This is a genomic window from Bradyrhizobium sp. CW1, assembly GCF_023100665.1.
Taxonomy (GTDB): Bacteria; Pseudomonadota; Alphaproteobacteria; order Rhizobiales; family Xanthobacteraceae; genus Bradyrhizobium; species Bradyrhizobium canariense_D.
Window position 1 is genome coordinate 453,367 of sequence record NZ_CP064684.1, and the last position, 23,115, is coordinate 476,481.

The 23,115-nt window shown below is 65.0% G+C and carries 24 protein-coding genes and 1 pseudogene; 8 read left to right on the forward strand and 17 right to left on the reverse strand.

Annotation, left to right across the window (positions count from 1 at the left end; genetic code table 11):
- Window positions 1-13: 13 nt before the first annotated feature.
- Window positions 14-436 (reverse strand): cupin domain-containing protein, encoded by a 423-nt coding sequence (locus IVB54_RS02030; protein WP_018452883.1) that lies wholly within the window; start codon window positions 434-436, stop codon window positions 14-16.
- A gap of 23 nt (window positions 437-459) precedes the next feature.
- Window positions 460-1,227 carry a hydroxyacylglutathione hydrolase gene (gene gloB / locus IVB54_RS02035; RefSeq protein WP_018452884.1) on the reverse strand — a complete coding sequence of 256 codons (768 nt, stop codon included), beginning with the start codon at window positions 1,225-1,227 and terminating at the stop codon, window positions 460-462.
- A 109-nt stretch (window positions 1,228-1,336) separates the two neighbouring features.
- On the opposite strand from gloB, the gene IVB54_RS02040 reads away from it, so the two are divergent.
- Window positions 1,337-2,083: a methyltransferase domain-containing protein gene (locus IVB54_RS02040; RefSeq protein WP_007599158.1), complete on the forward strand. Its 747-nt coding sequence runs from the start codon at window positions 1,337-1,339 to the stop codon at window positions 2,081-2,083.
- 71 nt (window positions 2,084-2,154) lie between these two features.
- On the opposite strand, the gene IVB54_RS02045 is transcribed toward IVB54_RS02040, so the two are convergent.
- Together IVB54_RS02045 and prmC are read right to left on the reverse strand one after the other, a co-directional pair.
- Window positions 2,155-2,949: a DUF4167 domain-containing protein gene (locus IVB54_RS02045; protein ID WP_018452885.1), complete on the reverse strand. Its 795-nt coding sequence runs from the start codon at window positions 2,947-2,949 to the stop codon at window positions 2,155-2,157.
- Window positions 2,950-3,411: 462 nt separating this feature from the next.
- A complete protein-coding gene (gene prmC, locus IVB54_RS02050; RefSeq protein WP_018452886.1) occupies window positions 3,412-4,308 on the reverse strand; it encodes a peptide chain release factor N(5)-glutamine methyltransferase in 897 nt (298 codons plus the stop codon).
- A gap of 89 nt (window positions 4,309-4,397) precedes the next feature.
- Between prmC and IVB54_RS02055 the strand changes: the two genes are divergently transcribed.
- A complete protein-coding gene (locus IVB54_RS02055; protein WP_018452887.1) occupies window positions 4,398-4,817 on the forward strand; it encodes an HIT family protein in 420 nt (139 codons plus the stop codon).
- Here IVB54_RS02055 and IVB54_RS02060 read toward each other — a convergent pair.
- The 4 genes from IVB54_RS02060 to IVB54_RS02075 form a co-directional block, all read right to left on the reverse strand.
- Window positions 4,814-5,512 (reverse strand): ABC transporter ATP-binding protein, encoded by a 699-nt coding sequence (locus tag IVB54_RS02060; protein ID WP_018452888.1) that lies wholly within the window; start codon window positions 5,510-5,512, stop codon window positions 4,814-4,816. The two genes, IVB54_RS02055 and IVB54_RS02060, sit on opposite strands and share 4 nt — an antisense overlap.
- A complete protein-coding gene (locus IVB54_RS02065) occupies window positions 5,509-7,356 on the reverse strand; it encodes a branched-chain amino acid ABC transporter ATP-binding protein/permease (protein ID WP_018452889.1) in 1,848 nt (615 codons plus the stop codon). Before IVB54_RS02065 ends, IVB54_RS02060 begins: the two co-directional genes overlap by 4 nt.
- Window positions 7,357-7,367: 11 nt before the next feature.
- Window positions 7,368-8,243 (reverse strand): branched-chain amino acid ABC transporter permease, encoded by an 876-nt coding sequence (locus IVB54_RS02070; protein WP_018452890.1) that lies wholly within the window; start codon window positions 8,241-8,243, stop codon window positions 7,368-7,370.
- A 99-nt stretch (window positions 8,244-8,342) separates the two neighbouring features.
- Window positions 8,343-9,677 (reverse strand): substrate-binding protein, encoded by a 1,335-nt coding sequence (locus IVB54_RS02075; protein ID WP_018452891.1) that lies wholly within the window; start codon window positions 9,675-9,677, stop codon window positions 8,343-8,345.
- A gap of 269 nt (window positions 9,678-9,946) precedes the next feature.
- On the opposite strand from IVB54_RS02075, the gene IVB54_RS02080 reads away from it, so the two are divergent.
- A complete protein-coding gene (locus IVB54_RS02080; protein WP_247360796.1) occupies window positions 9,947-10,543 on the forward strand; it encodes a hypothetical protein in 597 nt (198 codons plus the stop codon).
- Between the two features lie 175 nt (window positions 10,544-10,718).
- A complete protein-coding gene (locus IVB54_RS02085) occupies window positions 10,719-11,126 on the forward strand; it encodes a helix-turn-helix domain-containing protein (protein ID WP_345946345.1) in 408 nt (135 codons plus the stop codon).
- A 33-nt stretch (window positions 11,127-11,159) separates the two neighbouring features.
- Here the strand turns inward: IVB54_RS02085 and prfA are convergent, their stop codons facing one another.
- The 3 genes from prfA to IVB54_RS02100 all read right to left on the reverse strand — a co-directional run bounded on the left by prfA (window position 11,160) and on the right by IVB54_RS02100 (window position 16,095).
- Window positions 11,160-12,245, reverse strand: coding sequence for a peptide chain release factor 1 (gene prfA / locus IVB54_RS02090; protein ID WP_085348398.1), 1,086 nt, complete (start codon window positions 12,243-12,245; stop codon window positions 11,160-11,162).
- Window positions 12,246-12,301: 56 nt separating this feature from the next.
- Window positions 12,302-14,569 carry a phosphoenolpyruvate--protein phosphotransferase gene (ptsP, locus tag IVB54_RS02095; RefSeq protein ID WP_026232414.1) on the reverse strand — a complete coding sequence of 756 codons (2,268 nt, stop codon included), beginning with the start codon at window positions 14,567-14,569 and terminating at the stop codon, window positions 12,302-12,304.
- Between the two features lie 269 nt (window positions 14,570-14,838).
- Entirely contained in the window at window positions 14,839-16,095 is a 1,257-nt protein-coding gene (locus IVB54_RS02100) for an aspartate kinase (RefSeq protein WP_085348397.1), read from the reverse strand.
- Window positions 16,096-16,245: 150 nt separating this feature from the next.
- Here IVB54_RS02100 and IVB54_RS02105 point away from each other — a divergent pair, with 150 nt between their 5' ends.
- From IVB54_RS02105 to IVB54_RS02115, 3 genes are all read left to right on the forward strand, one after another.
- Window positions 16,246-16,713: a PH domain-containing protein gene (locus IVB54_RS02105; RefSeq protein WP_018452897.1), complete on the forward strand. Its 468-nt coding sequence runs from the start codon at window positions 16,246-16,248 to the stop codon at window positions 16,711-16,713.
- Window positions 16,714-16,727: 14 nt separating this feature from the next.
- Entirely contained in the window at window positions 16,728-17,501 is a 774-nt protein-coding gene (ubiG, locus tag IVB54_RS02110; RefSeq protein ID WP_018452898.1) for a bifunctional 2-polyprenyl-6-hydroxyphenol methylase/3-demethylubiquinol 3-O-methyltransferase UbiG, read from the forward strand.
- 252 nt (window positions 17,502-17,753) lie between these two features.
- Entirely contained in the window at window positions 17,754-18,653 is a 900-nt protein-coding gene (locus tag IVB54_RS02115) for an EamA family transporter (RefSeq protein ID WP_018452899.1), read from the forward strand.
- On the opposite strand, the gene IVB54_RS02120 is transcribed toward IVB54_RS02115, so the two are convergent.
- From IVB54_RS02120 to IVB54_RS02140, 5 genes and pseudogenes are all read right to left on the reverse strand, one after another.
- On the reverse strand, window positions 18,650-19,135 hold the full coding sequence (locus IVB54_RS02120) for a DUF1178 family protein (protein ID WP_018452900.1): 486 nt from the start codon (window positions 19,133-19,135) through the stop codon (window positions 18,650-18,652). The genes IVB54_RS02115 and IVB54_RS02120 overlap by 4 nt on opposite strands.
- Window positions 19,132-20,010: a carbon-nitrogen hydrolase family protein gene (locus tag IVB54_RS02125; protein WP_018452901.1), complete on the reverse strand. Its 879-nt coding sequence runs from the start codon at window positions 20,008-20,010 to the stop codon at window positions 19,132-19,134. Before IVB54_RS02125 ends, IVB54_RS02120 begins: the two co-directional genes overlap by 4 nt.
- Complete coding sequence (gene grxC, locus IVB54_RS02130) at window positions 20,007-20,282, reverse strand: glutaredoxin 3 (protein ID WP_018452902.1); 276 nt, start codon at window positions 20,280-20,282, stop codon at window positions 20,007-20,009. Before grxC ends, IVB54_RS02125 begins: the two co-directional genes overlap by 4 nt.
- A 47-nt stretch (window positions 20,283-20,329) precedes the next feature.
- A pseudogene (locus IVB54_RS02135) lies at window positions 20,330-21,126 on the reverse strand (ComF family protein).
- Window positions 21,127-21,191: 65 nt separating this feature from the next.
- Window positions 21,192-21,506 (reverse strand): NIPSNAP family protein, encoded by a 315-nt coding sequence (locus IVB54_RS02140; RefSeq protein ID WP_007599187.1) that lies wholly within the window; start codon window positions 21,504-21,506, stop codon window positions 21,192-21,194.
- Between the two features lie 116 nt (window positions 21,507-21,622).
- On the opposite strand from IVB54_RS02140, the gene IVB54_RS02145 reads away from it, so the two are divergent.
- On the forward strand, window positions 21,623-22,492 hold the full coding sequence (locus tag IVB54_RS02145) for a methyltransferase domain-containing protein (protein WP_026232416.1): 870 nt from the start codon (window positions 21,623-21,625) through the stop codon (window positions 22,490-22,492).
- Between the two features lie 158 nt (window positions 22,493-22,650).
- Here the strand turns inward: IVB54_RS02145 and IVB54_RS02150 are convergent, their stop codons facing one another.
- Complete coding sequence (locus IVB54_RS02150; protein ID WP_018452905.1) at window positions 22,651-23,061, reverse strand: (deoxy)nucleoside triphosphate pyrophosphohydrolase; 411 nt, start codon at window positions 23,059-23,061, stop codon at window positions 22,651-22,653.
- Window positions 23,062-23,115 lie beyond the last annotated feature (54 nt).

The window sequence follows — 23,115 nt, forward strand, 5'->3', positions numbered from 1 at the left end:
AAGCGACAGGGCCTTAGGGCTCCCAGCCCTTCGGCGCGAGCTCGAACTTCGCGAACTCGAAGGCGGGCGCCACGGTGCAGCCGACCAGGGTCCACTCGCCGGTGGTCTCTGCCGTCTGCCACGCATCGGCCGGCACGATCGCCTGTGGCCGCTCGCCGTTCAACAGGTCCGTACCGAGCCGTACCTCGTGCTGGGAGCAGCCTTCGTGCGCTATCCGCAGGGTCAGCGGGCTGCCGGCGTAATAGTGCCAGCTCTCGACAGCATCGATGCGATGCCAGTGCGAACGCTCGCCGCGCGCCAGCAGAAAATAGATCAGGGTCGAGCGCGCGCGGCCGTTGGCGTCGGTGGTCTGGTCGCGAAACGTCTCTCGGTAATGCCCGCCTTCGGGATGCGGGCGGAGTTCGAGGCGCGCGATGATCTCGGCTGCGGTCGGCATCGATTCCCGTCAGGATCTGTTCTTCAAGACTTGTTCTTGCGCTCGCGCAGCTCGCCGAACACCGCGGTGGCATCCGCGCCCTTCATGTGCAGCCTGGCTGCGATCGAGGGTTCGTCGGCGCGCAGGAACACGTTTGTCCGCTTCTCGTCACCAAGCAGCGCGGGAATGGTCGGCTTGTTCTCGGCCCGCAGCCTCGCCACCTCCGCCGCGCGCGACTGCAGCGCCGCATTGTCGGGGTCGACGGTCAGCGCGAACTTGACGTTGGAGGCCGTGTATTCATGGCCGCAATAGAGCTTGAAGTCGTCGGGCAGGGCACGCAGCTTCAGAAGCGAATCCCACATCATCGGATAGGTGCCCTCGAACACGCGGCCGCAGCCGATCGAGAACAGCGTGTCGGCGGCGAACAGCGCTTTGTCGGTGTCGAACACATAGGAGATGTGGTCGAGCGTGTGGCCGGGCGTCTCCAGTACGCGCCCCAGCAAGCTGCCGACCCTGACGATTTCGGCATTGGCGACGCGCAGGTCGACGTCTGCGATCTCCGTCGTCTTGTCATGCGGCGCGACGACGCGGCAATTGTATTTCTGCTTGAGTTCGGCGACCCCGCCGACATGATCGCCATGATGATGGGTGATCAGAATGTCGGTGAGCTGCCACCCCTCGCGCTCGAGCGCCCTCACGATGGGGCCGGCCTCCGGCGCGTCGATCGACGCCGTCGCCTTGGTTTCCACATCGTGGATGAGGTAACCGAAATTGTCGTTTAAACAGGTGAAAGTACGAATTTCGGCGGCCATGTCATCTCCGATCGCGCTCAGCTCCGTCAGACAAATATGGCGTTAACGTTGCGCAGGCAATGCAATATTCCGCGCGCGGGGGCCGCCTCGTGCATGTTACATTGCGATCATGACCATTGATGTCGTCGACCTCCGCGAGTTCTACTCCCGTCGCCTCGGGATTGTGGCGCGGCAAATGATCAATCGCGGCATTCGGGAGCGCTGGCCGCGCGTCGATGGCCAGCGGGTGCTCGGCTTCGGCTATCCCACGCCCTATCTCGGGTTGTTCCGCGAGGACGCGGAGCGCTGCATCGCCTTCATGCCCTCGGCCCAGGGCGTCCTGAAATGGCCCACCGGACGGCCGGCGCTTGCCTCGCTGGTGGACGAGTTCTCGCTGCCGCTTCCCGACGCCGCGGTCGATCGCATCCTGCTGGTCCACGCACTGGAAATGTCGGACGATCCGGCCGCGCTGCTGCGCGAGGCATGGCGCGTGCTGTCGCCGTCCGGTCGCGTGATTGCGGTCATCCCGAACCGGCGCGGGGTGTGGACCCGCACCGACAGCACGCCGTTCGGTCACGGCCGGCCCTATTCGCGTTCGCAGATCACGGACCTGTTGCGCCAGACCTGGTTCACCCCGACCGCCTGGGGCGAGGCGCTGTTCATGCCGCCCTATGCCGGGGGCTGGGTGCTGAAATCCGCACAGATGTGGGAGCGGGCCGGCGCGGCGCTGTCGCTGCCCTTCGCCGGCGTGCACATCGTCGAGGCGACCAAGCAGGTCTACCGCGCGATCCCCGCCAAGCGCGAGCGGGCGCGGCTCATTCCATCACTGGCGAAGCCGGTGCTGGTACCATCCTCGACGACGGCGACGCGCGGCTAAAAACAAATCGTCCCGGACATGCCGGGACGATTCGGGTCAGGACATCTGGCGCAAGATGTCCGGCGAAAGGCTTACTCGCCGGGAGCCACTTCGTCGCTTGAGGCGGCCGGAGCGGCTTCGCGCTCGGGGCGCGGGCCATTCGGGCGGCGGCGCCGCCGCGGAAAGCGCTCGCCACCACCACCTTCGAAGCCGGCCTGGCCGGGCGCGCCACCGCTCACCTGCGGCTGCGGGCCGGTGATGAAGGAAGGCAAACGATCGACGCTGACGGCGTCGGCGACGACGGGCTGAGGCTGGTTCAGCGGTAGCGGTTGCGGCTGGGGCTGATATTGCGGCTGCGGACGATGGTCGCGTTCGCGATGCTCGCGCGGCTGCTGGTTGTCGCGCTGATAAGCATGGTTGTCGCGGGGCTGATGATCACGCGGCTGATGATCGCGCGGGCCGTCGCGGTCGCGGGTGAAGGGCGGCGGTGGCGGCTGTGGGACAAAACCCGGTTCCTGGCCGAAATTCGAGAAATTTTCGCCGTCGTCCTCGCCGTCGTCACCGCTGTTGTTGCTGATGGGCTCGTCGCCGCGCGGTTGCTGGTTCTGCCGGAACTGTTCCTGAGCCGTCGCGATCAGACGAAAATAATGCTCGGCATGCTGGTAGTAGTTCTCGGCCGCAACGGGGTCTCCGGAGGAGCGCGCGTCGCGCGCGAGCTGGAGATACTTTTCAGCAATATGCGAAGCCGTGCCGCGGATCTTGATGTCAGGTCCGTTGGACTCGTAGACCCGGGTCATCGGGTTCTGGCCGCGCCGGTTATTATTGTTGTTATTGTTATTATTATTGTTGCGGTTGCGCATCCGCTGCTTGTTCTGACCGTTTCTCATGTCCTGCCTTTAATTCCAGCCCTAAAGGTTGCACGCATTACTGATTGCCGAGAGTGACCTGATGACAGCGGTTCACATCGCTTGCGCGCAACCGCACGCAAGAGCGGATTGATCCCTGCCGATGTTCGTCGACCGTCGCGTTCAACAAAAGACGCGTTCCCCACCGCCAGCATCCATCGCCAGCGAACCCATTCATATCGCCTGCCGAAACAAGCCCTGCTTTGTTGCGTAAGTCTTCAAGCGCAATATCAGGCTTTCGTTCACGTTGCGGTCGGTAAGCAGCGCAGCTCAAATGGCCATCGCGCTCAACAGGACCTGCGGCTTGGAACCATTATCAGTAAGCTCTCGCCCGAGAGCCCGGCTTTCGCCCGTAGGTCTACGGGGCCGGCACCGATGTGTTGATAGGAAGGTAGTCGTTCCCAAGGGATATTCCAAGAGGTTTTTTGCAGCCCAATCCGGCTTTTATGGGGGCATTTTCCGGGCCGAAACCGCCCGTGGGATGCCCGCCAGATCGGCCTTGGGCGGCCTGTCCACGACCAACGCGGCAGCCGTCATCAAGGTTTCAATATTGCGGGCCTGGCCCTGTCCGGCCTCGACGATCAGTGCTCCGCCGGGAGCGAGACGTTCAGTCGCCTGCGGGATCAGGGCGCGATAGGCGTCGTAACCGTCATTGCCGCCGTCGAGCGCCAGGTGCGGATCGTGCTCGCGCACCTCGATGCTCAATTTCGGAATTTCGGCCGACGGGATATAGGGCGGATTCGACACGACGAGGTCGAACGGGCCGCGGAGCGCCGCTGCGTAGGAGCAGCCGACGAAGCTGGCGCGGTCGGCGAGGCCAAGAGCCGCGGCGTTGTCTCTGGCGGTCTTGAGCGCGGTCAGACTGAGATCGGTGCCGACGCCGACGGCGCCGGGAATTTCGTGCAGCAGCGCGAGCAGGATGGCGCCGGATCCGGTGCCGATATCGGCGATGCACGGGCGCCGTCCCGAATTCGTAAGCCCATGAAAGATCTCGAGCGCCAGTTCGACCACGGCCTCGGTATCCGGCCGCGGGACCAGCGTCGCCTCGGATAGCTGGAACGGCAGGCCCCAGAATTCCCGAGCGCCGAGAATGCGGGCGACGGGCTCATGCGCGAGCCGGCGCTGCGCATACGCTTCCAGCCGCGCAGCCTCTTCAGGCGCGAGTTGTCGGCCCGCCTGCGTCACCATCCCGGTCAGATCAAGCCTCAGCGCAGCTCCGACGAGCAGGCGCGCATCGAGGGCGGGCTGCTCGATGCCGGCCGATTGCAGCCGTGCCGCAAGCACGCGCCGCGCACTCTCGATGCTGTGTCCTGGATCGAAATCTGTCGCCAATGGAACCATCCTGCCTAGCATCGTGGATAGATCGGCTGGCTTGCTTGCGTCAATGAAAAGGAGCGCGTCAGATCGCGCCTCGCAACCAAGGAGGGTCCATGACGCCCTACGACGATCAGAACGTCTTCGCAAAGATCCTGCGTGGCGAGATCCCCTGTTTCGAGGTTTTCAGGGACGACCGTAGCCTCGCCTTCCTCGACATCATGCCGCGTTCGCCCGGGCACACGCTGGTCGTTCCCCGGGCGCCGGCACGCGGCATCCTCGACATCGCGGATGACGACCTCGCCGCGGTCGCCCGAACCGCCAAGCGGATCGCGATTGCCGCGATGAAGGCGTTCGACGCCGAGGGCATCATCCTTCAGCAGTTCAGCGAGCCGGCCAGCGGCCAGGTGGTCTTTCACCTGCACATGCACGTCATGCCGGTCAGGGCCGGAATCGAGCTGCTGCCGGCGCAGACGCGCAAGGAGGACACGGCGGTGCTCGCCGCTCACGCCAGGCGAATGATCGCCGCTCTCTAGACGCCGAGATAGCGCTGGAGCAGCTCCGGCTGGGCCTTGAGCTCCCGCGCCGGCCCTTCGTGCACGATATGTCCGTTGTTGATGATGTAGATCCGTGTCGCCAGCGCCAGCGTCGCCGCCAGGTTCTGCTCGACCAGCACGATGGTCTGGCCGGCGGCGGCGAGCTCGCGGCAGGCCTTGACCAGATCGTGGACGATGACGGGCGCGAGTCCCTCGAACGGCTCGTCCAGCAGCACGATCTTGGGATCACGCACGAGCGCCCGTGCGATCGCGAGCATCTGCTGTTCGCCCCCGGATAGCTCGGTGCCGCGGTTGTTGCGCCGCTGCTTCAGCCGCGGAAACATCTCGTAGATGCGATCGAGCGGCCAGCGTTTCGGCGCGGTGATGCCGGCGAGGACGATGTTTTCCTCCACCGACAGGCTGCCGAAAATGCGGCGTTCCTCGTGCACGAGCTGCATGCCGGCCTGCGCGATTCTGTGGCTCTTGCGCCCGGCGATATCGATGCCGTCGAATTTCACGCTGCCGCTACGCGGCGTCACGACGCCCATAAGGCTCTTCAGCGTGGTGCTCTTGCCGGCGCCGTTGCGTCCGAGCAGCGCCACCACCTCGTGACGCTCGACATGCATGGCGACGTCGAACAGGATGTGGGAGTCCCCGTAATAGCTGTTCAGGCCGTTGACCTCGATCAGGCTCATGCCGCGATCTCTCCGTGCACGCCACCGAGATAGGCTTCCTGGACGGCGGCGTTGGCCTTGATTTCCTCCGGCGTGCCGGAGACCAGCACCCGGCCTTCCTGGAGCACGGTGACGCGCTCGACCAACTCGAACAGCGAATCCATGTCGTGGTCGATGATGATCATGGTACGGCCGCGCGCGATCGACTTGAGCAGCTTGACGGTCTCGAGACGCTCTCGCGGGCTCATGCCGGCGAGCGGCTCGTCAAGCAGCAACAGGCGCGGCGACGTGGCGAGCGCAAGCCCGATTTCCAGCCTGCGCTTCTCGCCATAGGCGAGCTCGGACACGGGCGTGTCGGCACGACGGGTCAGGTTCACCAAAGCGAGCGTGTGCGCCACCTGCTCCGTCAGGCCCTTGACGCCGCCGAGCGTGCGGAACAGGTCGAGCCGGAATTTTCCGCGCAGTTCGGCAAGGGCTGCGATCGTCAGGTTCTCCCGCACCGTCAACCCGGTGAAGAGCTGGTTGACCTGGTAGCTTTTGGTCAGTCCGAGCTGGCAAACCTCGGTGACCTTCAATCCCGTGATGTCGCGGCCCTCGAACACGATCTGGCCGGAGCTCGGCGCGATCTCGCAGGTCAGCATCTTGAAAAAGGTTGATTTGCCGGCGCCGTTGGGGCCGATGATCCCGCGCAGCTCGCCCCGATTGACGCTGAAATCGATGTCGCTGTTGGCAACGAGGCCGCCATAGCGCTTGGTCAGGCCGGTGGCTTTCAGGATCGGCCCGGAATAGGCGGGGTGCTCGACCTCCTTGGCCTGCATCGGCGCCGGTGGAGGTTGCAGCCTGGCCTCGGTGTCAGCGGCGTCCTGCTCCATCTCCGCATCCGTCTGCTTTCGCTTTCCCGAGACGAGGCGGTAGAGATCGGCAAGGCCGCCGATGATGCCGCCGCGCAGGAAGCAGACCAGCAGCACGAACACGACACCCAGCACCAACTTCCAGGCTGCGCCGAGGCCCAGTGCGGACTGCAGGAAGTCCTGAAGGAACAGCCAAACGGTTGCGCCGACCAGCGGTCCGAACAGCGTGCCCCTGCCGCCGATGGCCGTCTGCATCACGAGCTGGCCCGAGGTGTCGAAGGTGAAGGCGTCGGGCGGCATGAAGGCCTGGAGCACGCCGAGCAGTCCGCCGGCGAAGCCCGCGTAAGCGGCTGCGATCACGAAGGCGGTCAGCTTGTAGCCATGGATGTTGTGGCCGACGGCCGTGGCGCGCAGCGGATTGTCGCGGATCGCACTCAGAACCGCGCCGACCGGCGAGCGCACGATCCTGAGGGCGATGACAACGCCGACGAAATAGCACAGCGCGATGAACTGATAGAGCGACCAGCCATTGGTGAAGTGGATGGAGATGAAGCCGAGATTGAAGCTCGGCGTCGGCACGCCGGGCAGGCCGTTTTCGCCGCCGGTGAAATCGGAAAGTGGATTGAATTCGACGAAGAAGAACACTTCCGCGATTGCCACGGTGATCATCGCGAAATAGATGCCGGTGCGGCGCAATGCGATCAGGCCGATCAGGTAGCCGGTCGCTGCGGCCGCGATCATGCCGATGATCAGCGCGCCCAGCACGTTGCCGAAGCCCGCGCGGGTCAGCAGGTAGGCGGCGACGAAGCCGCCGGTGCCGTAGAAGGCGGACTGGCCGAACGAGAGCAGGCCGGTGAAGCCGAACAGGATGTCGAAGCCGAGCCCGAACAGGCCCCAGACCAGGATCCTGTTCACGGTGTTCGGCGCGAACCCGAGATGAGGCAGCACGAAGGGGGCTGCGATCAAGCCGATCGCAGTCAGGGCTTCGATCAGGAAGGGGCGTTGCTTGAGCATCAGGTGATCGCTTACTCGCGGCCCTGGACGCCGAGCAGGCCATGCGGTCGTACCACGAGTACGAGCGTCATCGCCGCAAACAGCATCACATAGGCATAGCCGGGGTTGAACATGGAGGTGACGCTGATGATCTCGCCGGCGATCAGGCCGCCGAGAATTGCGCCGGGGAACGAACCGACGCCGCCGATCACCACCACCACGAAAGTCTGGACCAGGATGTCGTCACCGATGCCCGGTGTCAGCGACACCACCGGCGCGTTGACGATGCCGGCAAAGCCGGCGGCCATTGCGCCGATGCCGAAGACCACCATGAAGACGCGATAGACATTGATGCCAAGCGAATCCACCATCACCGAATCCTCGATGCCGGCGCGCACAATCATGCCCAGCCGGGTCCGGTAGAGCACGATGAACAATGCGCCGAGGGCGATCGCGACGATGCCGACGACGGCGAGGCGGTAGGTCGGATAGAACATGAAGCCGAGATTGGTGATGCCCTGGAATAGCGCCGGCGGCGGCACCAGCTGCGACTGGCTCGAGAAGATCAGGCGCACGAGCTCGACGAAACAGATGCCGAGCCCGAAGGTCACGAGCAGCTGATCCTCGTGCGGACGATGATAGAAATGACGGATGATGCCGCGTTCCATGAGAACGCCGAGCAGCATCACGAACAGGGAGCCCGCGATCACGGCAAGGGTGAACGACTCCGTGTACTGATAGGCGACGAAGCCGGCATAGCCGCCGATCATGAACATCGCGCCGTGTGCGAGGTTGAGCACGCCGAGCGTGCCGTAGATGATGGTCAGGCCGGAGCTGATCAGCGCGAGCAGGGCGCCGAGCGCGAGCCCGTTGAAAAGCTGTGAAACGAGGTTGGGCCAACTTATCATGCGACAATCGCTGTTGTGGCGCGCGATGTTGCGCGTCAGAAAAAGGCGACGCCGCGGGACCGGAGTGCAGTCCGCGGCGTCACAGGGGTTGGCGAGGTCTCAGCTGTAGTCGCCGAGATGGCAGCCGAAGGCGTCGGGCTTCTGCATCAGGCCTTCACCCGGGACGATCTCGACGACGTCGTACCAGTCTTCCTTGTTCTTCATGTCCTTCTGCTGCTTGCCCTTGACGATGATCACCGGGCGGACGCATTGGTGATCCTCCGGGCGGTAATGGACGTCGCCGACCAGGGAGGGGATCGTCTCGCCCTTCTCGTAGGTCTTGATCACGTCAGGCGGACTGAAGCTGCCGGCCTGCTCGCACATGTGCGCCCAATGCGCGAAGCTGACATAGGCGTTCTCGGCGCCCCATTCGGGCTTGTAGCCGTACTTCTTCTCGAACGCTTCGTTGAACATTTTCGCCAGCGGGAACTTGTCCTCGATGGTCCACCAATAGTCGGTGGCGGCGTAGACGCCCTGCATCAGGCCCCCGGTCTCGCGCGCGATGAAAGGCACCTGGTACGGCACGACCAGCTTCATCTTGTCGAGCACGCCAAACTGCTTGGCCTGTTGTGTCGACAGTACCGCGTCGTGGCCCCAATTGACGTTGATCAGCACGTCGGCGCCGGAGTTGGCGACGTTCAGCAGGTATGAGGAATAGTCGGGGGCGCCGAGCGGGGCGACCTGGTTGGTCACGGTGGTCCAGCCGGCGGTCGCCAGGAAGTCCTGCATCGATTTGGTAACGGTGTGGCCGTAGGTGTAGTCGGGCGTCAGATACGCCGCCTTCTTGCCCTTGCCGAACTCACGTACCATCACCGGGCCGATCGCTGCGGCCGCAGTCTGGCCGTAGAAGTTCTGGCGAAAGCCGTAGCGGACGCAATCCTTGCCGGTGGTGTCGTTCGAGCCGGAAATGCCGCATACGAAAATCACATGTTCGCGCTGGGCGAGCTTGTTCAGCGCCACCGCAACGGCGCTCGACGTGCCGCCGGTGATCATGATCGCCTTGTTCTCGCTGATGAAGCGCTGCTGCGCCTGCACTGCCTCGTTCGGCTTGGCCGCGGAATCGGCGACGCCGAACTTCAGCTCCTTGCCGAGCACGCCCTTGCTGGTCTTGGGCGAGATCTTCTTGATCAGCTCGTGGCCTTCATTGATGTGCTCGATCGCGAGCTGGTAGCCCTTGAGCTCGTCTTCACCCTGCACGGCATAGGTGCCGGTGCGCGGCACCGAGATGCCGATGAAGGCGGTGGAGCCCGAGACCCCTGCGGGGTAGGAGCCGATCGCCGGCTTGTCCTCGGCAAACGCCGGCATCCCCGGCAGAACCGCGCCACCGATGAGGCCCGCGGTGGTCTGAAGCAGGCCACGGCGCGAAAGGCCGCGGCGGATGAGATTGTCAGTCATGATCGTTTCCTCCTAACGTCGTTCTTGTTTGCAGGCAAAGCACGACCTGTCCGACGGCAGCCGGCCTCGAAGGCCTGTCCGCGCCGGGCACGTCACATCCGCGTGTAGCTCTTGGGCGCAAGCATTGCTTGTGAACGCCTTCTGTCAATTTCGTCTTTGGTCGAACGCCGAAAATTATCTCGTGAAAACATATCGCATCACGATATATATTAGCCTTTGTGAGTACGAGGCTGGCGGGTTCGACGAGAGAAATGGCGCGGCAGACGACAGTGGCGGGTACCCGAAAGCGACGGTCGTGGCCGCAAGGTGCGGAGCGGCAGGAGGCGGCGTGGCCGGAAGAGGTGAGCGGGCAGCGGGCGACACCGCAGTCCGGCGATGCCTCGCGCATGCCCGATCCGCGCAACTGGCCGGCCGGCCGGCGCGGGCCCGCCGTCGGCCCCGTTCAGGCGAAGCGCGCGCCCGGTCCGATGCAGAAGCTGAGCGTGCGCGCCCGGAACGTCCTCAAGGAACTCGCGGTCGAGCTCACTGCCGAGCAACCGCCGAAGGGGAATTGGTCGCCCTCGCGCGAATTGCTGCTTGCGCTGACGGCCGAACGCCTCGCGACCGCGCGCAATTGCGGTCCTCACACGATGAGGGAAATCATCGACTGGGCGCAGGGCTGTGGCGTGACGATCAAGCCGGTGATCCCGCCCGGCGGCTCGCTGTCGCAGATGTGGGCCGAGTTGATTAGCAATGCATCCGCGGGTGCCTTGACCAGCGCCGAGATTGCCGGCGCGCTGCAGCGCTCGATCCGGCGAAAGAGCGTCCGTATCCCGATCGCGTTCCAGGTCATCCTGGTGAAGATCCTGCTGTCCAGCTTCGAATAGGTGGCGATATTTGTGTGTCCGGGGCGCCGGTCGGTTGGTTCGGCTTGGCCTTCCTTGCTAGTCTCGGTGAGGCCGCCCGTTGCACCGGCTGGCTCGACGTCGCAGGCAGGGAATGGCCCCATCGAAGCGGAAGACGACACGCCCGGCGCGTGCTGTGCCCACAAAGGGTGGCGCGATGCGCGAGGCCGACTACGGGGCGCTTGCGCAGTTTCGCTATCAGCTCCGAACCTTCCTGGCCTTCAGCGAAGCCGCGGCCCAGAGCGCCGGCTTGACGCCGCAGCAGCACCAGGCGCTGCTGGCGATCAAAGGATTGGCCGCCCCTGACGGCGCCAGCGTCGGCGACATCGCGCGCTTCCTGCTGATCCGGCACCACACCGCGGTGGAGCTGGTGGATCGCATGGCGAAACTGAAGCTGATTGGCCGGGAAGCCGACCCGGATGATGCGCGGCGCGTCCTGGTCAAGCTGACAGCGAAGGGCGAGCGGAAGCTGCGATCCCTCTCGCGCATCCATCTGGACGAGCTCAGCGCCGCCGCGCCCGGTTTGGGCAAGATCCTGCGAGCGTTTCGAGCCAAGAGACGCTGAGGACACGCTGAAGAAAGCGCGAAGCCGCGAGCTCTACGCCGCCGCGCCCTGAGCGGCGAGCTGCGCGGCCTGGTGCTCGGTGGTCAGTGCGTCGGTCAGTTCGCCCAGCGCTTCGCCCGCCATCACCTGCGGCAGCTTATAGAGCGTCAAATTGATGCGGTGATCGGTGACGCGTCCTTGCGGGAAATTATAAGTGCGGATGCGCTCGCTGCGGTCGCCGGAGCCGACCTTCTCCTTGCGCTCGGCCGAGCGCGCCGCGTCGAGGCGTTGCTGCTCGGCGTCGTAGATGCGCGAGCGCAGGATGTTCATGGCGGAAGCGCGATTCTTGTGCTGCGAGCGGCTATCCTGCATCATCACCACGATGCCGGTCGGGATGTGGGTGATGCGGATCGCTGATTCGGTCTTGTTGACGTGCTGGCCGCCGGCGCCTCCGGCGCGCATCGTCTCGATACGCAAATCATCGTTCCGGATCTCGACGTCGACCTCCTCCACCTCGGGCATCACGGCGACGGTGGCGGCAGATGTGTGGATGCGCCCCTGCGTCTCGGTGTCCGGCACGCGCTGCACCCGGTGCACGCCGGACTCGAACTTCAGCTTCGAGAACGCGCCGCGGCCCTGCACCTCGGCGATGATTTCCTTGTAGCCGCCGACGCTGCCTTCGCTGGCCGAGATCACCTCGACCTTCCAGCCCTGCAGGGCCGCGAAGCGCTCGTACATCCGGAACAGGTCGCCGGCAAACAGCGAAGCCTCGTCGCCGCCGGTGCCGGCGCGGATTTCCAGCACCACGTTGCGATCGTCCATGGCGTCCTTCGGCAGCAGCGCGACGCGGATCTTCTGGACCAACTCCTCGATCTTCGGCGTCAGCTCGCCGCGCTCGGCTTCCGCCATGGCGCGCATCTCGGCATCGGTCGCGGGATCGGCGATCAGCGCCTCGGTGTCGGCGAGCTCCTTGAGGGCCGAACGATAGGTCTTGACCGCTTCGATCAATGGCGTGAGCTCGGCGAGCTCACGCGTGATCTGCACATAGCGTTCGGAGGCGAGCTGACCGAGCGATTCGGCCTCGAGTGAGGCGTGATGCGCGAGCAGGACGTCCAGTTTGGCTTCGGGGAGTGACGACATCGGTTCGGTCTCAAATGCGGAAAAGGGCGAGGCGGCAGGAGGGGGCGACAGGCCCGCTACAAGGCCAGGCCTTCGGCCTCGGCAAATTCCGTCAGCTTCTGCCGGATCGAGACGCTGCCGGCGGGCGCGTCCAGCAACGGCCCGAGCATCGCCTCGGCCTTCTTGGCGTCGAGATCGAGCACCATGGCCTTGACCGGGCCGAGCGCGGTGGCCGAGAGCGACAGCGAGCGATAGCCCATCCCGATCAGCGCCAGCGCGCCGATCGGTTTCGACGCCATCTCGCCGCAGAGCGACAGCGATTTGTTCGCGGCTTGCGTCTTGCGTGCGATGTCGCGAAGCGCGCGCAGGATCGGCGCCGACATGGTGTCGAAGCGCTCCGAGACTTTCGCGTTGCCGCGGTCGACCGCGAACAGGAACTGGAACAGATCGTTGGAGCCGACCGAGATGAAGTCGACCTTCTTCAGGAGCTCGTCGAGCTGATAAAGCAGCGCCGGCACCTCGACCATGGTGCCGATGTCGATCCGCTCCGGCAGCGTGTGGCCGTGCTGGCGCAGATAGGTCAGTTCGCGTTCGACCAGCGCCTTCGCAGAATCGAATTCACCCACCTCCGAGATCATCGGGAACATGATGCGCAGCGCTCGGCCGCCGCCGGCGCGCAGCAGTGCGCGGATCTGGCCGCGCAACAGGCCGGGACGATCGAGCCCGAGCCGGATCGCGCGCCATCCGAGCGCGGGGTTCTCCTCGATTACCGCCTCCATATAAGGCAGCGCCTTGTCGCCGCCGATGTCGAGGGTGCGGAAGGTGACGGGCTTGGTGCCGGCGGCATCCAGCACGGTGCGATAGAGCGCGAGCTGGTCGCTGGTGCGCGGCAGGCTCTGGCCGACCATGAATTGCAGCTCGGTGCGGAACAGGCCGATGCCGGCGCTGCCGGTGTCTTCGATGTGCGGCAAGTCGATCGCGAGACCCGCATTGATCATCAGCTCGACCTTCTGGCCGTCCTTGGTGACGCAGGGCCGGTCGCGCAGCGCCAGATACTGCGCCTGGCGGCGGGCCCGGAAGCGCACGCGCTCGGCGAAGGCCGCTTCGACCTCCTGCGATGGGCGCACATAGATCATGCCGGAGGTGCCGTCGACGATGACGGCGTCGCCGGGATCGGCGATACCAGGCGCGTTCGGGACTTCGCCGACCGCGGGAATGCCGAGCGCGCGCGCCACGATCGAGACGTGGGAATTGGCGGTGCCTTCCTCCAATATGATGCCGCGCAGGCGCTTGCGGTCATAGTCGAGCAGCGCCGCCGGGCCCATCGCGCGCGCGATGACGATGGCGTTGTCGGGCAATTGTTCGCGTGACGGCGCGTGATCCTGGCCGACCAGCTGTCGCATCAGGCGATAGCCGAGATCCTCGAGATCATGCAGCCGGTCGCGCAAATAGGGATCTGTCGAGCGCAGCATGCGCGCGCGGGTGTCGGATTGCACACGCTCGACGGCGGCTTCCGCCGTGAGGCCGGTGGCGACCGCCTCGTGCAGCTTGTGCGACCAGCCCTGGTCGTTGGCGAACATGCGGTAGGCTTCCAGCACCTCGCGATGCTCGCCGCCCTCGGCGACGTCGCCGCGCTCCAGCATGCGGTCGAGATCGGCGCGCAGCTTGGCGAGCGCGGTGTCGAGCCGCTTGATCTCCTTTGGCAGGTCCTCGGCGATGTAGTCCTTGATAACCACGCGCGGCTCGTGCAGCACGACATGGCCGAGTGCGATGCCTTCCGACAGGATGGCGCCGACCTTCTGCGCCGAATGGCGCGCCGCGGGCTCATGGCCTGGCTGGGCCAGCGCAGACAGCTCGCCGGAGGCGATCAGCTCCGCCAGCACCATCGCGGTGGTCTGAAGCGCCTCGAGCTCCTCCTCGACATAGTTGCGCTTGGCGCGATTCTGCACCACCAGCACGCCGAGCGTGTTGCCGGCGCGCAGGATCGGCACGCCGAGGAAGGAGTGGTAAATCTCTTCGCCGGTCTCCGGGCGGAACGAGAAGGCCGGATGGCTTTGCGCATCGCTTAGGTTGAGAGGCGTTGCCTCGCTCGCGACCAGGCCGACCAGGCCCTCATGGGCGCTGAGCACGGTGTGGTGCACCGCCTCGCGGTTGAGGCCTTCGGTGGCATAGAGCTCGAGCGTGTTGTCGACGCGCAGCACATAGACCGAGCACACCTCGGCCACCATGTTGGCGGCGATCAGCACCACGATCTTGTCCAGCCGCTCCTGGGCCGAGACCTGCTCCGCCATGGTTTCGCGGAGCCGTCTCAACAAGACGCGGGGACCTCCCGACGCGCTCCGCATGAACCGTCAATCTCCTCCGTCTGCCGGGGCCGAAAGGACCCGCGGCGGCTCGCCCAGAAATCCAGAAAAACAACAAATTTGCTCGTCCGGCGCCAGCCCCGGCGGTTGCCTGGGCCGAATCAGCACCGCCTCAACTGGGGCACAGTTTCTGGCAGCCCACCCAGTTCGCCGTATAGCGAATTGGGGCTTGTTTTGCCAAGCAAAACGCCTGCCAAACGCGAAAGTGTGGACACCTTCGCGTTTGCTGCGACCGCTAAGAGAAAATTAGCCTAAGCCTGATCGAGACCGTAGAGCGTGTGCAGGGTGCGCACCGCAAGCTCGGTATAGGCGGTGTCGATTAGAACCGAGAATTTGATCTCGGAGGTTGTAATGGCCCGGATGTTGATATTCCGTCCTGCGAGGGCCGAGAACGCCTGGGCGGCAACGCCGGCATGGCTGCGCATGCCGCTGCCGATCACCGAGATCTTGGCGACATCGGTAGCCGTGTCGAGCCGGGCATAATTGATCTGGCTCTTGGCCGCGGTAATCGTCTCCTTGGCCCTGGTGTAGTCGGCGGCCGGGACCGTGAAGGTGAGGTCGGTGGTCTTCCCGTCCTCGGAGACGTTCTGCACGATCATGTCGACGTTGATGTTGGCATTGGCGAGCGGGCCGAAGATCGACGCCGCCACGCCGGGCTTGTCCTCGATCTGGCGTACCGAGATCTGGGCCTCGTCCTTCGAAAAGGCGATGCCGGTGACGATGTGGCTTTCCATGATCTCCTCCTCGCTGCAGATCAGCGTGCCGGGCGGCTGGTTGGCATGCGGGTCGATATCCTCGGGCTTGTCGAAGCTCGAGCGGACGAAAATTGGCATGTTGTGGACCATGCCGAGTTCCACCGAGCGGACCTGGAGCACCTTGGCGCCCTGGGAGGCCAGCTCCAGCATGTCTTCAAATGCGATCTTGTCGAGCCGGCGCGCCTTCGGCACGATTCGCGGATCGGTGGTGTAGACACCGTCGACGTCGGTGTAGATGTCGCAGCGGTCCGCCTTCACGGCGGCGGCGATCGCCACGGCCGAGGTATCGGAGCCGCCGCGGCCGAGCGTGGTGATGCGGTTGGTCTCGGGGTTGATGCCCTGGAAGCCGGCGATCACGGCGACTTCCTTGCGCTCCCTGAAGCGCTTGATGATCTCGCTGCCGTCGATGCCCTCGATCCGGGCCGAAGCATGGGCGTCGCTGGTCGTGATCGGGATCTGCCAGCCCTGCCAGGAGCGGGCCTGGATACCCATGCCCTGAAGCACGATGGCAAGCAGGCCGGACGTCACCTGTTCGCCCGAGGCGACCACGGCGTCGTATTCGCGCGCGTCGTGCATCGGCGAGGCCTCGGTGCACCAGGCCACCAGCTCGTTGGTTTTACCGGACATCGCCGAGACGACCACGGCCACTTCATGGCCGGCGTCGACCTCACGCTTCACATGGCGTGCGACGTTGCGGATACGTTCGATGTTGGCGACGGACGTGCCGCCGAATTTCATCACGAGGCGGCTCATGACGACGCGTGCATTCCTTCATAAGGATCAGTATGGTGGCCCGCACTGGACGGGCCTCGCGGACACCGACCGCGCGTATACATAGCGGCGGGGCCGGGGGCAAGCGGGTTCCTGCGGGGCAGGGTGCGGGGTAGTGGGTTAACCGAGATCATGGCGCGCTATATCGACGAGATCCTGCAGCCTGGCGAGAAGGTGCTGTATTCGACCAATGCGCACTGGATCTTCTATTTTCCGGCGATCCTGGCCTGGATCGTGGCGCTGGTCCTGTTCGTCCTGTCCCGGCAAACCACCGTCGAGGGGCTCGTCATGCTCTGTCTGGTTGCGGCCGGCCTGGTCGCTCTGGCGGCGCTGTACTGGACTGTGAAGGGCTGGTTCCATCGCTTTACCACCGAGACCGACGTGACCAATTTGCGGGTCGTGCACAAGACCGGCTTCATCAAGCGCCGCACCTTCGAGATGGCGCTGGACAAGGTCGAGAGCGTCGATGTCGATCAGACCATTCTTGGACGAATTCTCAACTACGGCGACGTGACGATTCGCGGCGTCGGCGAGGGGATCGAGACGATCAAGACCATCGCCTCGCCGCTCGCCTTCCGTAGTTCGATCACCACGCGGTAGGACCGCGCGTAACCATGAGCATGCAGCAAGATACTTCCGTAACCGCAAGCACCTCGCCGGGCTCGACCGTCGATGCCGCCGAGATCGCGAAATTCTCAAAGCTCTCGGTCGAGTGGTGGGATCCCAACGGCAAGATGGCACCGCTGCACCGGATCAACCCGCTGCGGCTCGGGTATATCCGCGATGCCGCCTGCCGCAAGTTCGAGCGCAACGCGCGCAGCCTCAACTGCCTCGGCGGTCTGCGCGTGCTCGACATCGGCTGTGGCGCCGGCCTGCTCTGCGAGCCGTTGTCGCGCCTGGGTGCGCAGGTCATTGGCGTCGATCCGTCGGTCAGCAACATCGCGGCCGCCAAGCTGCATGCCGACAAGGCGCACCTCGCGATCGACTATCGCTGCACCACGGTTGAGGAGATCGACCCGCGCGAGCGCTTCGACATCGTTCTGGCGATGGAGGTGGTCGAGCACGTCGTCGACGTCGGCGTTTTCCTGAAGCGCTGCGCCGCGATGCTGAAGCCGAACGGCCTGATGGTGGTCTCGACGCTGAACAGGAACTGGAAGAGCTTTGCGCTTGCCATCGTCGGCGCTGAATATGTCCTGCGCTGGCTGCCGCGCGGCACCCACGAGTGGAACAAGTTCGTCACCCCCGACGAGCTGACGAAATACCTGCTCGACAACCGCCTGGTCATCACCGAGCAGACCGGCGTCGTCTACAGCCCCTTCGCCGACAAATGGACCCTCTCGTCAGACATGGACGTGAACTACATGGTGGTGGCGGAAGGCATGGTGTGAGGCGTTGCCGCTTCCAAACATTCGGCGTCGTCCTGGCGAAAGCCAGGGTTTAGTTAGGCGAAAACTGATAATTACGAGTCTTCGCCAAACCACTCCCTGGGGTAATGGGTCCTGGATCTGCGCTTCGCTTGTCCAGGACGACACCGAATTCGTCAGGCAAGCATCGCACCCATGACATCCGCGTGATTGACCTGCTTGAGCGCGAGCGGCACGTTGACTCAACGTCCTCTCGCTCCCAGCGCAGTCCCACCCATGTTGACCATCGCCAGCCTCTGGATTCCCTTCACCGTCATTGCCGCGCTCGGCCAGGTCGCGCGCAATGCGATGCAGCGGTCGCTGACGAAGCCGCTGGGGACCTGGGGCGCAACCAATATCCGCTTCCTGTTCGGCTTTCCGTTCTCGCTGCTTTTCCTGGCGGTGGTGCTGGTCGCCACCGGCGATCATCTCGATATGCCGCCCGGTGTGTTCTGGCCGTGGCTCCTGCTCGGCGCGCTCAGCCAGATCGTCGCGACCGGCCTGATGCTGCTCGCCATGAACGACCGCTCCTTCGTGGTGACGACGGCCTATTTGAAAACCGAGGCGATCCAGACCGCCATCTTCGGCTTCGTCTTCCTCGGCGATCATCTGACATGGCTGAAGGTGCTTGCGATCGTGATCGCGACAATCGGCGTCGTCATCACCGCGCTGCGGCCCGGCGGCGAGAAGAGCTTTGCCGAATTGAAGCCGACCATCACCGGCCTCGTCGCGGCCGCGGCCTTCGCGCTCTCTGCGGTCGGCTTCCGCGGCGCCATCATCAACGTGCCTGATGTCTCGTTCGTGACTGCGGCATCGTTCACGCTGGTGCTCGGCCTGTTCGTGCAGACGCTGATCCTGACGGTCTATCTGCTCTGGCGGGCGCCAAAAGTGCTTCAGTCGATCCTGAGGCTTTGGAAGCCATCGCTGCTCGCCGGCTTCATGGGCGCCTTCGCCTCGCAGTTCTGGTTCCTGGCGTTCGCGCTGACGGCCGCCGCCAATGTCCGCACCCTCGCTTTGATCGAGGTGCTGTTCGCGCAAGGCGTGGCGTACTATTCGTTCAAGCAGCCGATCGCGCCGCGCGAGATTATTGGCATCGTGCTGATCGTGGTCGGCGTGGCGGTGTTGGTGGGAGTCTAATTCCGATCTTCCGGCAGCGTCGGCAGCGGCGACACCTCGATGCCTTCGTCGATCAGCGACTTGGCCTCGTCGGGCGAGGCCTCGCCATAGATCGGACGGTGCTCCTTGTCGCCGTAATGCATCGCGCGGGCTTCGGTGGCGAATCGCTCGCCGACATTGTCGGCGTTCTTCACGATGTGATCGCGCAGCTCTTTGAGCTTGGCGCGCAGCTCGCGCTCCTGCGCCATCAGCAGCGAGGTCGGTGCGGATTGCGCAGCTTCGGGCGCGGTCATCGTGGCGGTGGGCTCAGGCGGGGGCGTGGCGCGTCCGCGGCCCTTCTTGCCGACGATGCGCGGCGCCATGATCGCCTTGTCGACCTTGGCCGAGCCGCAAATCGGACAGGTCACGAGCTTGCGCTTCACCTGCTGGTCGTACGCGGCCGAGCTCTGGAACCAACTCTCGAAGTCGTGGCTCCGGTCGCAGCGGAGCGCGTAGCGGATCATGCCGATCCCCGCACCAGGTGCAGATGATCCGGCCCCGCCTTGGGGTCGGCGACGCCGAAGCGGCGGCCGTGCTGGAGTGAGGGTATCGCGCGGCGCGCGGTCTCGACCTTGGCCGGATCGATTTTTGCCATGATGATGCCGGGCTCGACATCGCCTTCGGCGAGGATCTCGCCCCAGGGATCGATGATCAGCGAATGGCCATAAGTCTCGCGCTTGTTCTCGTGCAGGCCTGCCTGTGCCGCGGCGAAGATGAAGCAACCGGTCTCGATCGCGCGCGCACGCAACAGCACGTGCCAATGCGCCTCGCCGGTCTTGCGGGTAAAGGCCGAGGGCACCGTGATGAAGTACGCGCCGCTTTCGGCCAGCGCGCGGTAGAGCGCGGGGAAGCGCACGTCATAACAGATCGTCAGGCCGACGCGGCCCCAGGGCAGGTCGGAGATCACGGCCGTCTCGCCCGGCTGGTAATTGGCGGATTCGCGATAGCTCTCGCCGTCAGGCAGCTCGATATCGAACATGTGGATCTTGTCGTAGCTCGCGAGCACATTGCCCTCGGGCCCGATCAGGAACGAGCGGTTGACCGCTTTCTCGTCCGAAAAGCGCAGCGCCAGCGAGCCGACATGGATGTGGATCTTCAGTTCCGCCGCGAGCGCCCGGTACGCCCTCAGCGAGCTGTCGTCGTCTTGGCTCTGGAGGTGCTCGAACAGGGCCTTGCGGTTGAGCTGCATCATGTTGCTGACTTCGGGCGTCTGCACGTAGTCGGCGCCATTGGCTACAGCCTGGCGGATCAGCCTGGTGGCCTGCGCGAGGCTGGGCTCGGGCATCAGGCCGGTGCGCATCTGCACCATAGCCGCCGTGAAGGTCCTGTTGTCGCTCATGACTCCGCCTTGACGCTTTCGAGCATGCCGTCGAGCTTGCCTTCGCGATCGAGCGCGTAGAGCTCGTCGCAGCCCCCGACATGGGCTCCGCCGATCCAGATCTGAGGGAAGGTCGAGCCCTCGCCGGCGCGATCGTACATCTCCTGGCGCCAGGACGGGTTCTTGGCGATATCGAACTCCGTGAACGTCGCCTTCTTGCGGGTCAGCAGCGACTTGGCGGCGGAACAATAGCCGCAGCCCGGCCTCGTGTAGATCTCGACAGCAGCGGTCATCTTGTCTGGCGCTCTCATGTCATGAATTCATTGAATTATATGGGACTTCACCGGCTCTCGACAACCCGGGCAAACACCAGCACGTCCACTTGCGCCGCTTTGGCCCGGAGCAGGGCCCGCGCACACGCATCCAGCGTCGCGCCCGACGTCAGGACGTCGTCGATGAGGACAATGCGCCGACCCTGGACGTCCGCCTGGCGGTCGGGGATACCTGGAATGCGCCCTGCACATTGGTGGCGCGCTGGGCCCGCGACAGGCCGATCTGCTGCTCGGTCGCGCGTACCCGGCGCAGCACCTCAGCCTTCACTTTCACTCCGCTCTGCCGCTCGATGATCCGCGCCAGCGCCCCGGACTGGTTGTAACGGCGGCGCCAGGCCCTTCGCCAATGCAGGGGAACGGGCACCAGCATGTCAGCCTCGGCGAGCAGTTCGCCGCCCGCGCGCGCCATCCAGCGGCCCATGGCGGGCGCCAAATCCGTGCGATCCTGGTATTTCAGCGCATGCACCAGGGTGCGCGCGACGTCGTCATAACGCACCGCGGCGCGCGCCCGCTGGTAGGCCGGCGGGCTCGCGATCGCCTCCATCGACAGCATGTCGGGCCCGGGATCGTACACAAAAGGAATGCCGAGCCGCGGGCAGTAGGGCCGTTCGATGAACGACAGCCGCGCCCAGCACGCCGCGCACACGCCCTCGCCGTCGACCGGCTCGCGGCAGGACACGCACAGCGTCGGCAGCGCGATGTCGAGTGCAAGCCTTGGCAGATGCGCCATCACACCTCGGCAGGCCTGAAGCGCGCCGCGCAAATGGCTGGAAATGGAGCGTGGTGGTGATGCCTCGGCGTCCATTGGGCAAGGCTAGCGCCGTCCTGCGCCACGCTCAAGTCAATGGGCTGTTCTCGTCCGCGCCCGGCCTACGGCTCTTTCGGCAGCACAGGCCGGAAGAACGATCGCTCATAACGGCGAAAGCAGCGCGTTTGCCTTGCGAACTCGATCGCTTTCTGGACGTCCGGATCTTCGGCGCTGTCCTTCCGATATTGTTCGTACGCCGCGAAGCTCGGGAAGCTGAACATCGCGAGGGCGACGTCGCTGGCGCCTTCCGATGGCAGGAAGTACCCGTGGTGGATGCCGCCGAATCTTGGCACTAGTTCCAGCCACATCCTGCCATAGGCTTCGAATTCGGCGAGCTTGTCCGGGGGGATCTCGTATCGCAGATAACAGGTGATCATCGTTTGACGCTCCGGCGCCGCGGGCCTGGTGCGGATTGCTAGTTTGGAACACGGGGGCCGGTGTCGGCTCCATGAGGCAAGGCTAGCGCCGCGCGCAGTGGATTGCCAGAACCAGCATGATCGGCGTAACCAGCGGCATGGCTCAAGACCCACAAACCCCGCCCGCTTTGTTCGATCGTGCTTTGCTGCGCGCGCGACAGCGCCGCGCGCAGGCGCAAGGTGCCGCGAGCTTCCTGCTGGATCGGGTCGCCGAGGACATCTCCGACCGGCTTGCCGCGGTAATGCGGGAGTTTCACACGGCGGCCGATCTCTGGACGCCCGGCGAGGGTCTCGCGGTGCTGCGCGCGCGACTGCCCTCGATCGAGCGCATTGAGCTCGATGCGTCGGGTGCGGAGAAGCTACCCTTTGCACCGGAGAGCCTCGATCTCGTGGTCTCGGCGCTGGCGCTGCAATTCGCCAACGATCTGCCGGGTGTGCTCGCGCAGATCCGTCGCGCGCTGAGGCCGGACGGGCTGCTGCTGGCGGCGATGATCGGCGGCGACAGCCTGACCGAGCTGCGCCAGGCCTTTGCCGCCGCCGAGGCCGAATGCGAGGGCGGCGTATCGCCGCGAGTCGCACCGTTCGCCGATCTGCGCGACGTTGGCGCGCTGTTGCAGCGGGCGGGGTTTGCGCTGCCGGTCACCGATGTCGACCGCGTCGTGGTGCGCTACGCCAACGCGTTCGCGCTGATGCAGGATATCAGGCGCATGGGCGCCGCCAATGTGCTGATCGAGCGGCGACGCACGCCCAGCCGGCGATCGACGCTGCTGCGGATGGCTGAAATCTACGCGGAACGCTTTGCCGACGCCGACGGCCGCATCCGTGCGACATTCGACATCATCTGGCTTTCCGGCTGGGCGCCGCATGCGAGCCAGCAGCAGCCGCTCAAGCCTGGATCAGCGAAGGCGAGCCTGGCGGAAGCGGTGAAGAAGGCCGGAGGGACGTAAGCTCTTTCCGCCGTCATGGCCGGCATGCCGTCCGAGGGACGGCGTCGCTTCCGCTCGCCTATGTCCCGGCCATCCACGCCTCTCGGTTCAGCACGAAGATCGTGGATGCCCGGGACAAGCCCGGGCATGACGCCGAGAGTGTGGTGCCCGCTTCGAATTCACATCAACAAATCAATCAAATGCGGGATCAGCGGAATGTCCGCGGGCGGCATGGGATAGTCGCGCAGCTTGTTGGCGCGAACCCAGGCCAGGGCCTGGCCTTCGCGCGGCGTGACCTGTCCCTCCCAGCGCCGGCAAATGAAGAGCGGCATCAGGAGGTGGAAGGTCTCGTAGCCGTAGCTCGCGAACGTCAGCGGCGCCAGACAGGGTTCGGCGACGGTGATGCCGAGCTCCTCGTGGAGTTCGCGGATCAGGCTCTGTTCCGGCCGCTCGCTGGGCTCGCACTTGCCGCCGGGAAATTCCCAAAGGCCGGCCAGCGTCTTGCCCTCGGGGCGCTGCGCGATCAGGACGCGCTTGTCGGCGTCGACCAGCGCGCAAGCCACCACGAGCGTCAGTTTGAGATCAGCCATGCCGCTTTCATTAGCCGCAATCGCCGTGCGGTTCTACCGGCTCGGCCGGCGATA

Coding starts and splice junctions, on each gene's coding strand:
- IVB54_RS02030 (WP_018452883.1), bottom strand. CDS start 436: ATGCCGACCGCAGCCGAGATCATCGCGCGCCTCGAACTCCGCCCGCAT.
- gloB (WP_018452884.1), bottom strand. CDS start 1,227: ATGGCCGCCGAAATTCGTACTTTCACCTGTTTAAACGACAATTTCGGT.
- IVB54_RS02040 (WP_007599158.1), top strand. CDS start 1,337: ATGACCATTGATGTCGTCGACCTCCGCGAGTTCTACTCCCGTCGCCTC.
- IVB54_RS02045 (WP_018452885.1), bottom strand. CDS start 2,949: ATGAGAAACGGTCAGAACAAGCAGCGGATGCGCAACCGCAACAATAAT.
- prmC (WP_018452886.1), bottom strand. CDS start 4,308: ATGGTTCCATTGGCGACAGATTTCGATCCAGGACACAGCATCGAGAGT.
- IVB54_RS02055 (WP_018452887.1), top strand. CDS start 4,398: ATGACGCCCTACGACGATCAGAACGTCTTCGCAAAGATCCTGCGTGGC.
- IVB54_RS02060 (WP_018452888.1), bottom strand. CDS start 5,512: ATGAGCCTGATCGAGGTCAACGGCCTGAACAGCTATTACGGGGACTCC.
- IVB54_RS02065 (WP_018452889.1), bottom strand. CDS start 7,356: ATGCTCAAGCAACGCCCCTTCCTGATCGAAGCCCTGACTGCGATCGGC.
- IVB54_RS02070 (WP_018452890.1), bottom strand. CDS start 8,243: ATGATAAGTTGGCCCAACCTCGTTTCACAGCTTTTCAACGGGCTCGCG.
- IVB54_RS02075 (WP_018452891.1), bottom strand. CDS start 9,677: ATGACTGACAATCTCATCCGCCGCGGCCTTTCGCGCCGTGGCCTGCTT.
- IVB54_RS02085 (WP_345946345.1), top strand. CDS start 10,719: ATGCGCGAGGCCGACTACGGGGCGCTTGCGCAGTTTCGCTATCAGCTC.
- prfA (WP_085348398.1), bottom strand. CDS start 12,245: ATGTCGTCACTCCCCGAAGCCAAACTGGACGTCCTGCTCGCGCATCAC.
- ptsP (WP_026232414.1), bottom strand. CDS start 14,569: ATGCGGAGCGCGTCGGGAGGTCCCCGCGTCTTGTTGAGACGGCTCCGC.
- IVB54_RS02100 (WP_085348397.1), bottom strand. CDS start 16,095: ATGAGCCGCCTCGTGATGAAATTCGGCGGCACGTCCGTCGCCAACATC.
- IVB54_RS02105 (WP_018452897.1), top strand. CDS start 16,246: ATGGCGCGCTATATCGACGAGATCCTGCAGCCTGGCGAGAAGGTGCTG.
- ubiG (WP_018452898.1), top strand. CDS start 16,728: ATGAGCATGCAGCAAGATACTTCCGTAACCGCAAGCACCTCGCCGGGC.
- IVB54_RS02115 (WP_018452899.1), top strand. CDS start 17,754: ATGTTGACCATCGCCAGCCTCTGGATTCCCTTCACCGTCATTGCCGCG.
- IVB54_RS02120 (WP_018452900.1), bottom strand. CDS start 19,135: ATGATCCGCTACGCGCTCCGCTGCGACCGGAGCCACGACTTCGAGAGT.
- IVB54_RS02125 (WP_018452901.1), bottom strand. CDS start 20,010: ATGAGCGACAACAGGACCTTCACGGCGGCTATGGTGCAGATGCGCACC.
- grxC (WP_018452902.1), bottom strand. CDS start 20,282: ATGACCGCTGCTGTCGAGATCTACACGAGGCCGGGCTGCGGCTATTGT.
- IVB54_RS02140 (WP_007599187.1), bottom strand. CDS start 21,506: ATGATCACCTGTTATCTGCGATACGAGATCCCCCCGGACAAGCTCGCC.
- IVB54_RS02145 (WP_026232416.1), top strand. CDS start 21,623: ATGATCGGCGTAACCAGCGGCATGGCTCAAGACCCACAAACCCCGCCC.
- IVB54_RS02150 (WP_018452905.1), bottom strand. CDS start 23,061: ATGGCTGATCTCAAACTGACGCTCGTGGTGGCTTGCGCGCTGGTCGAC.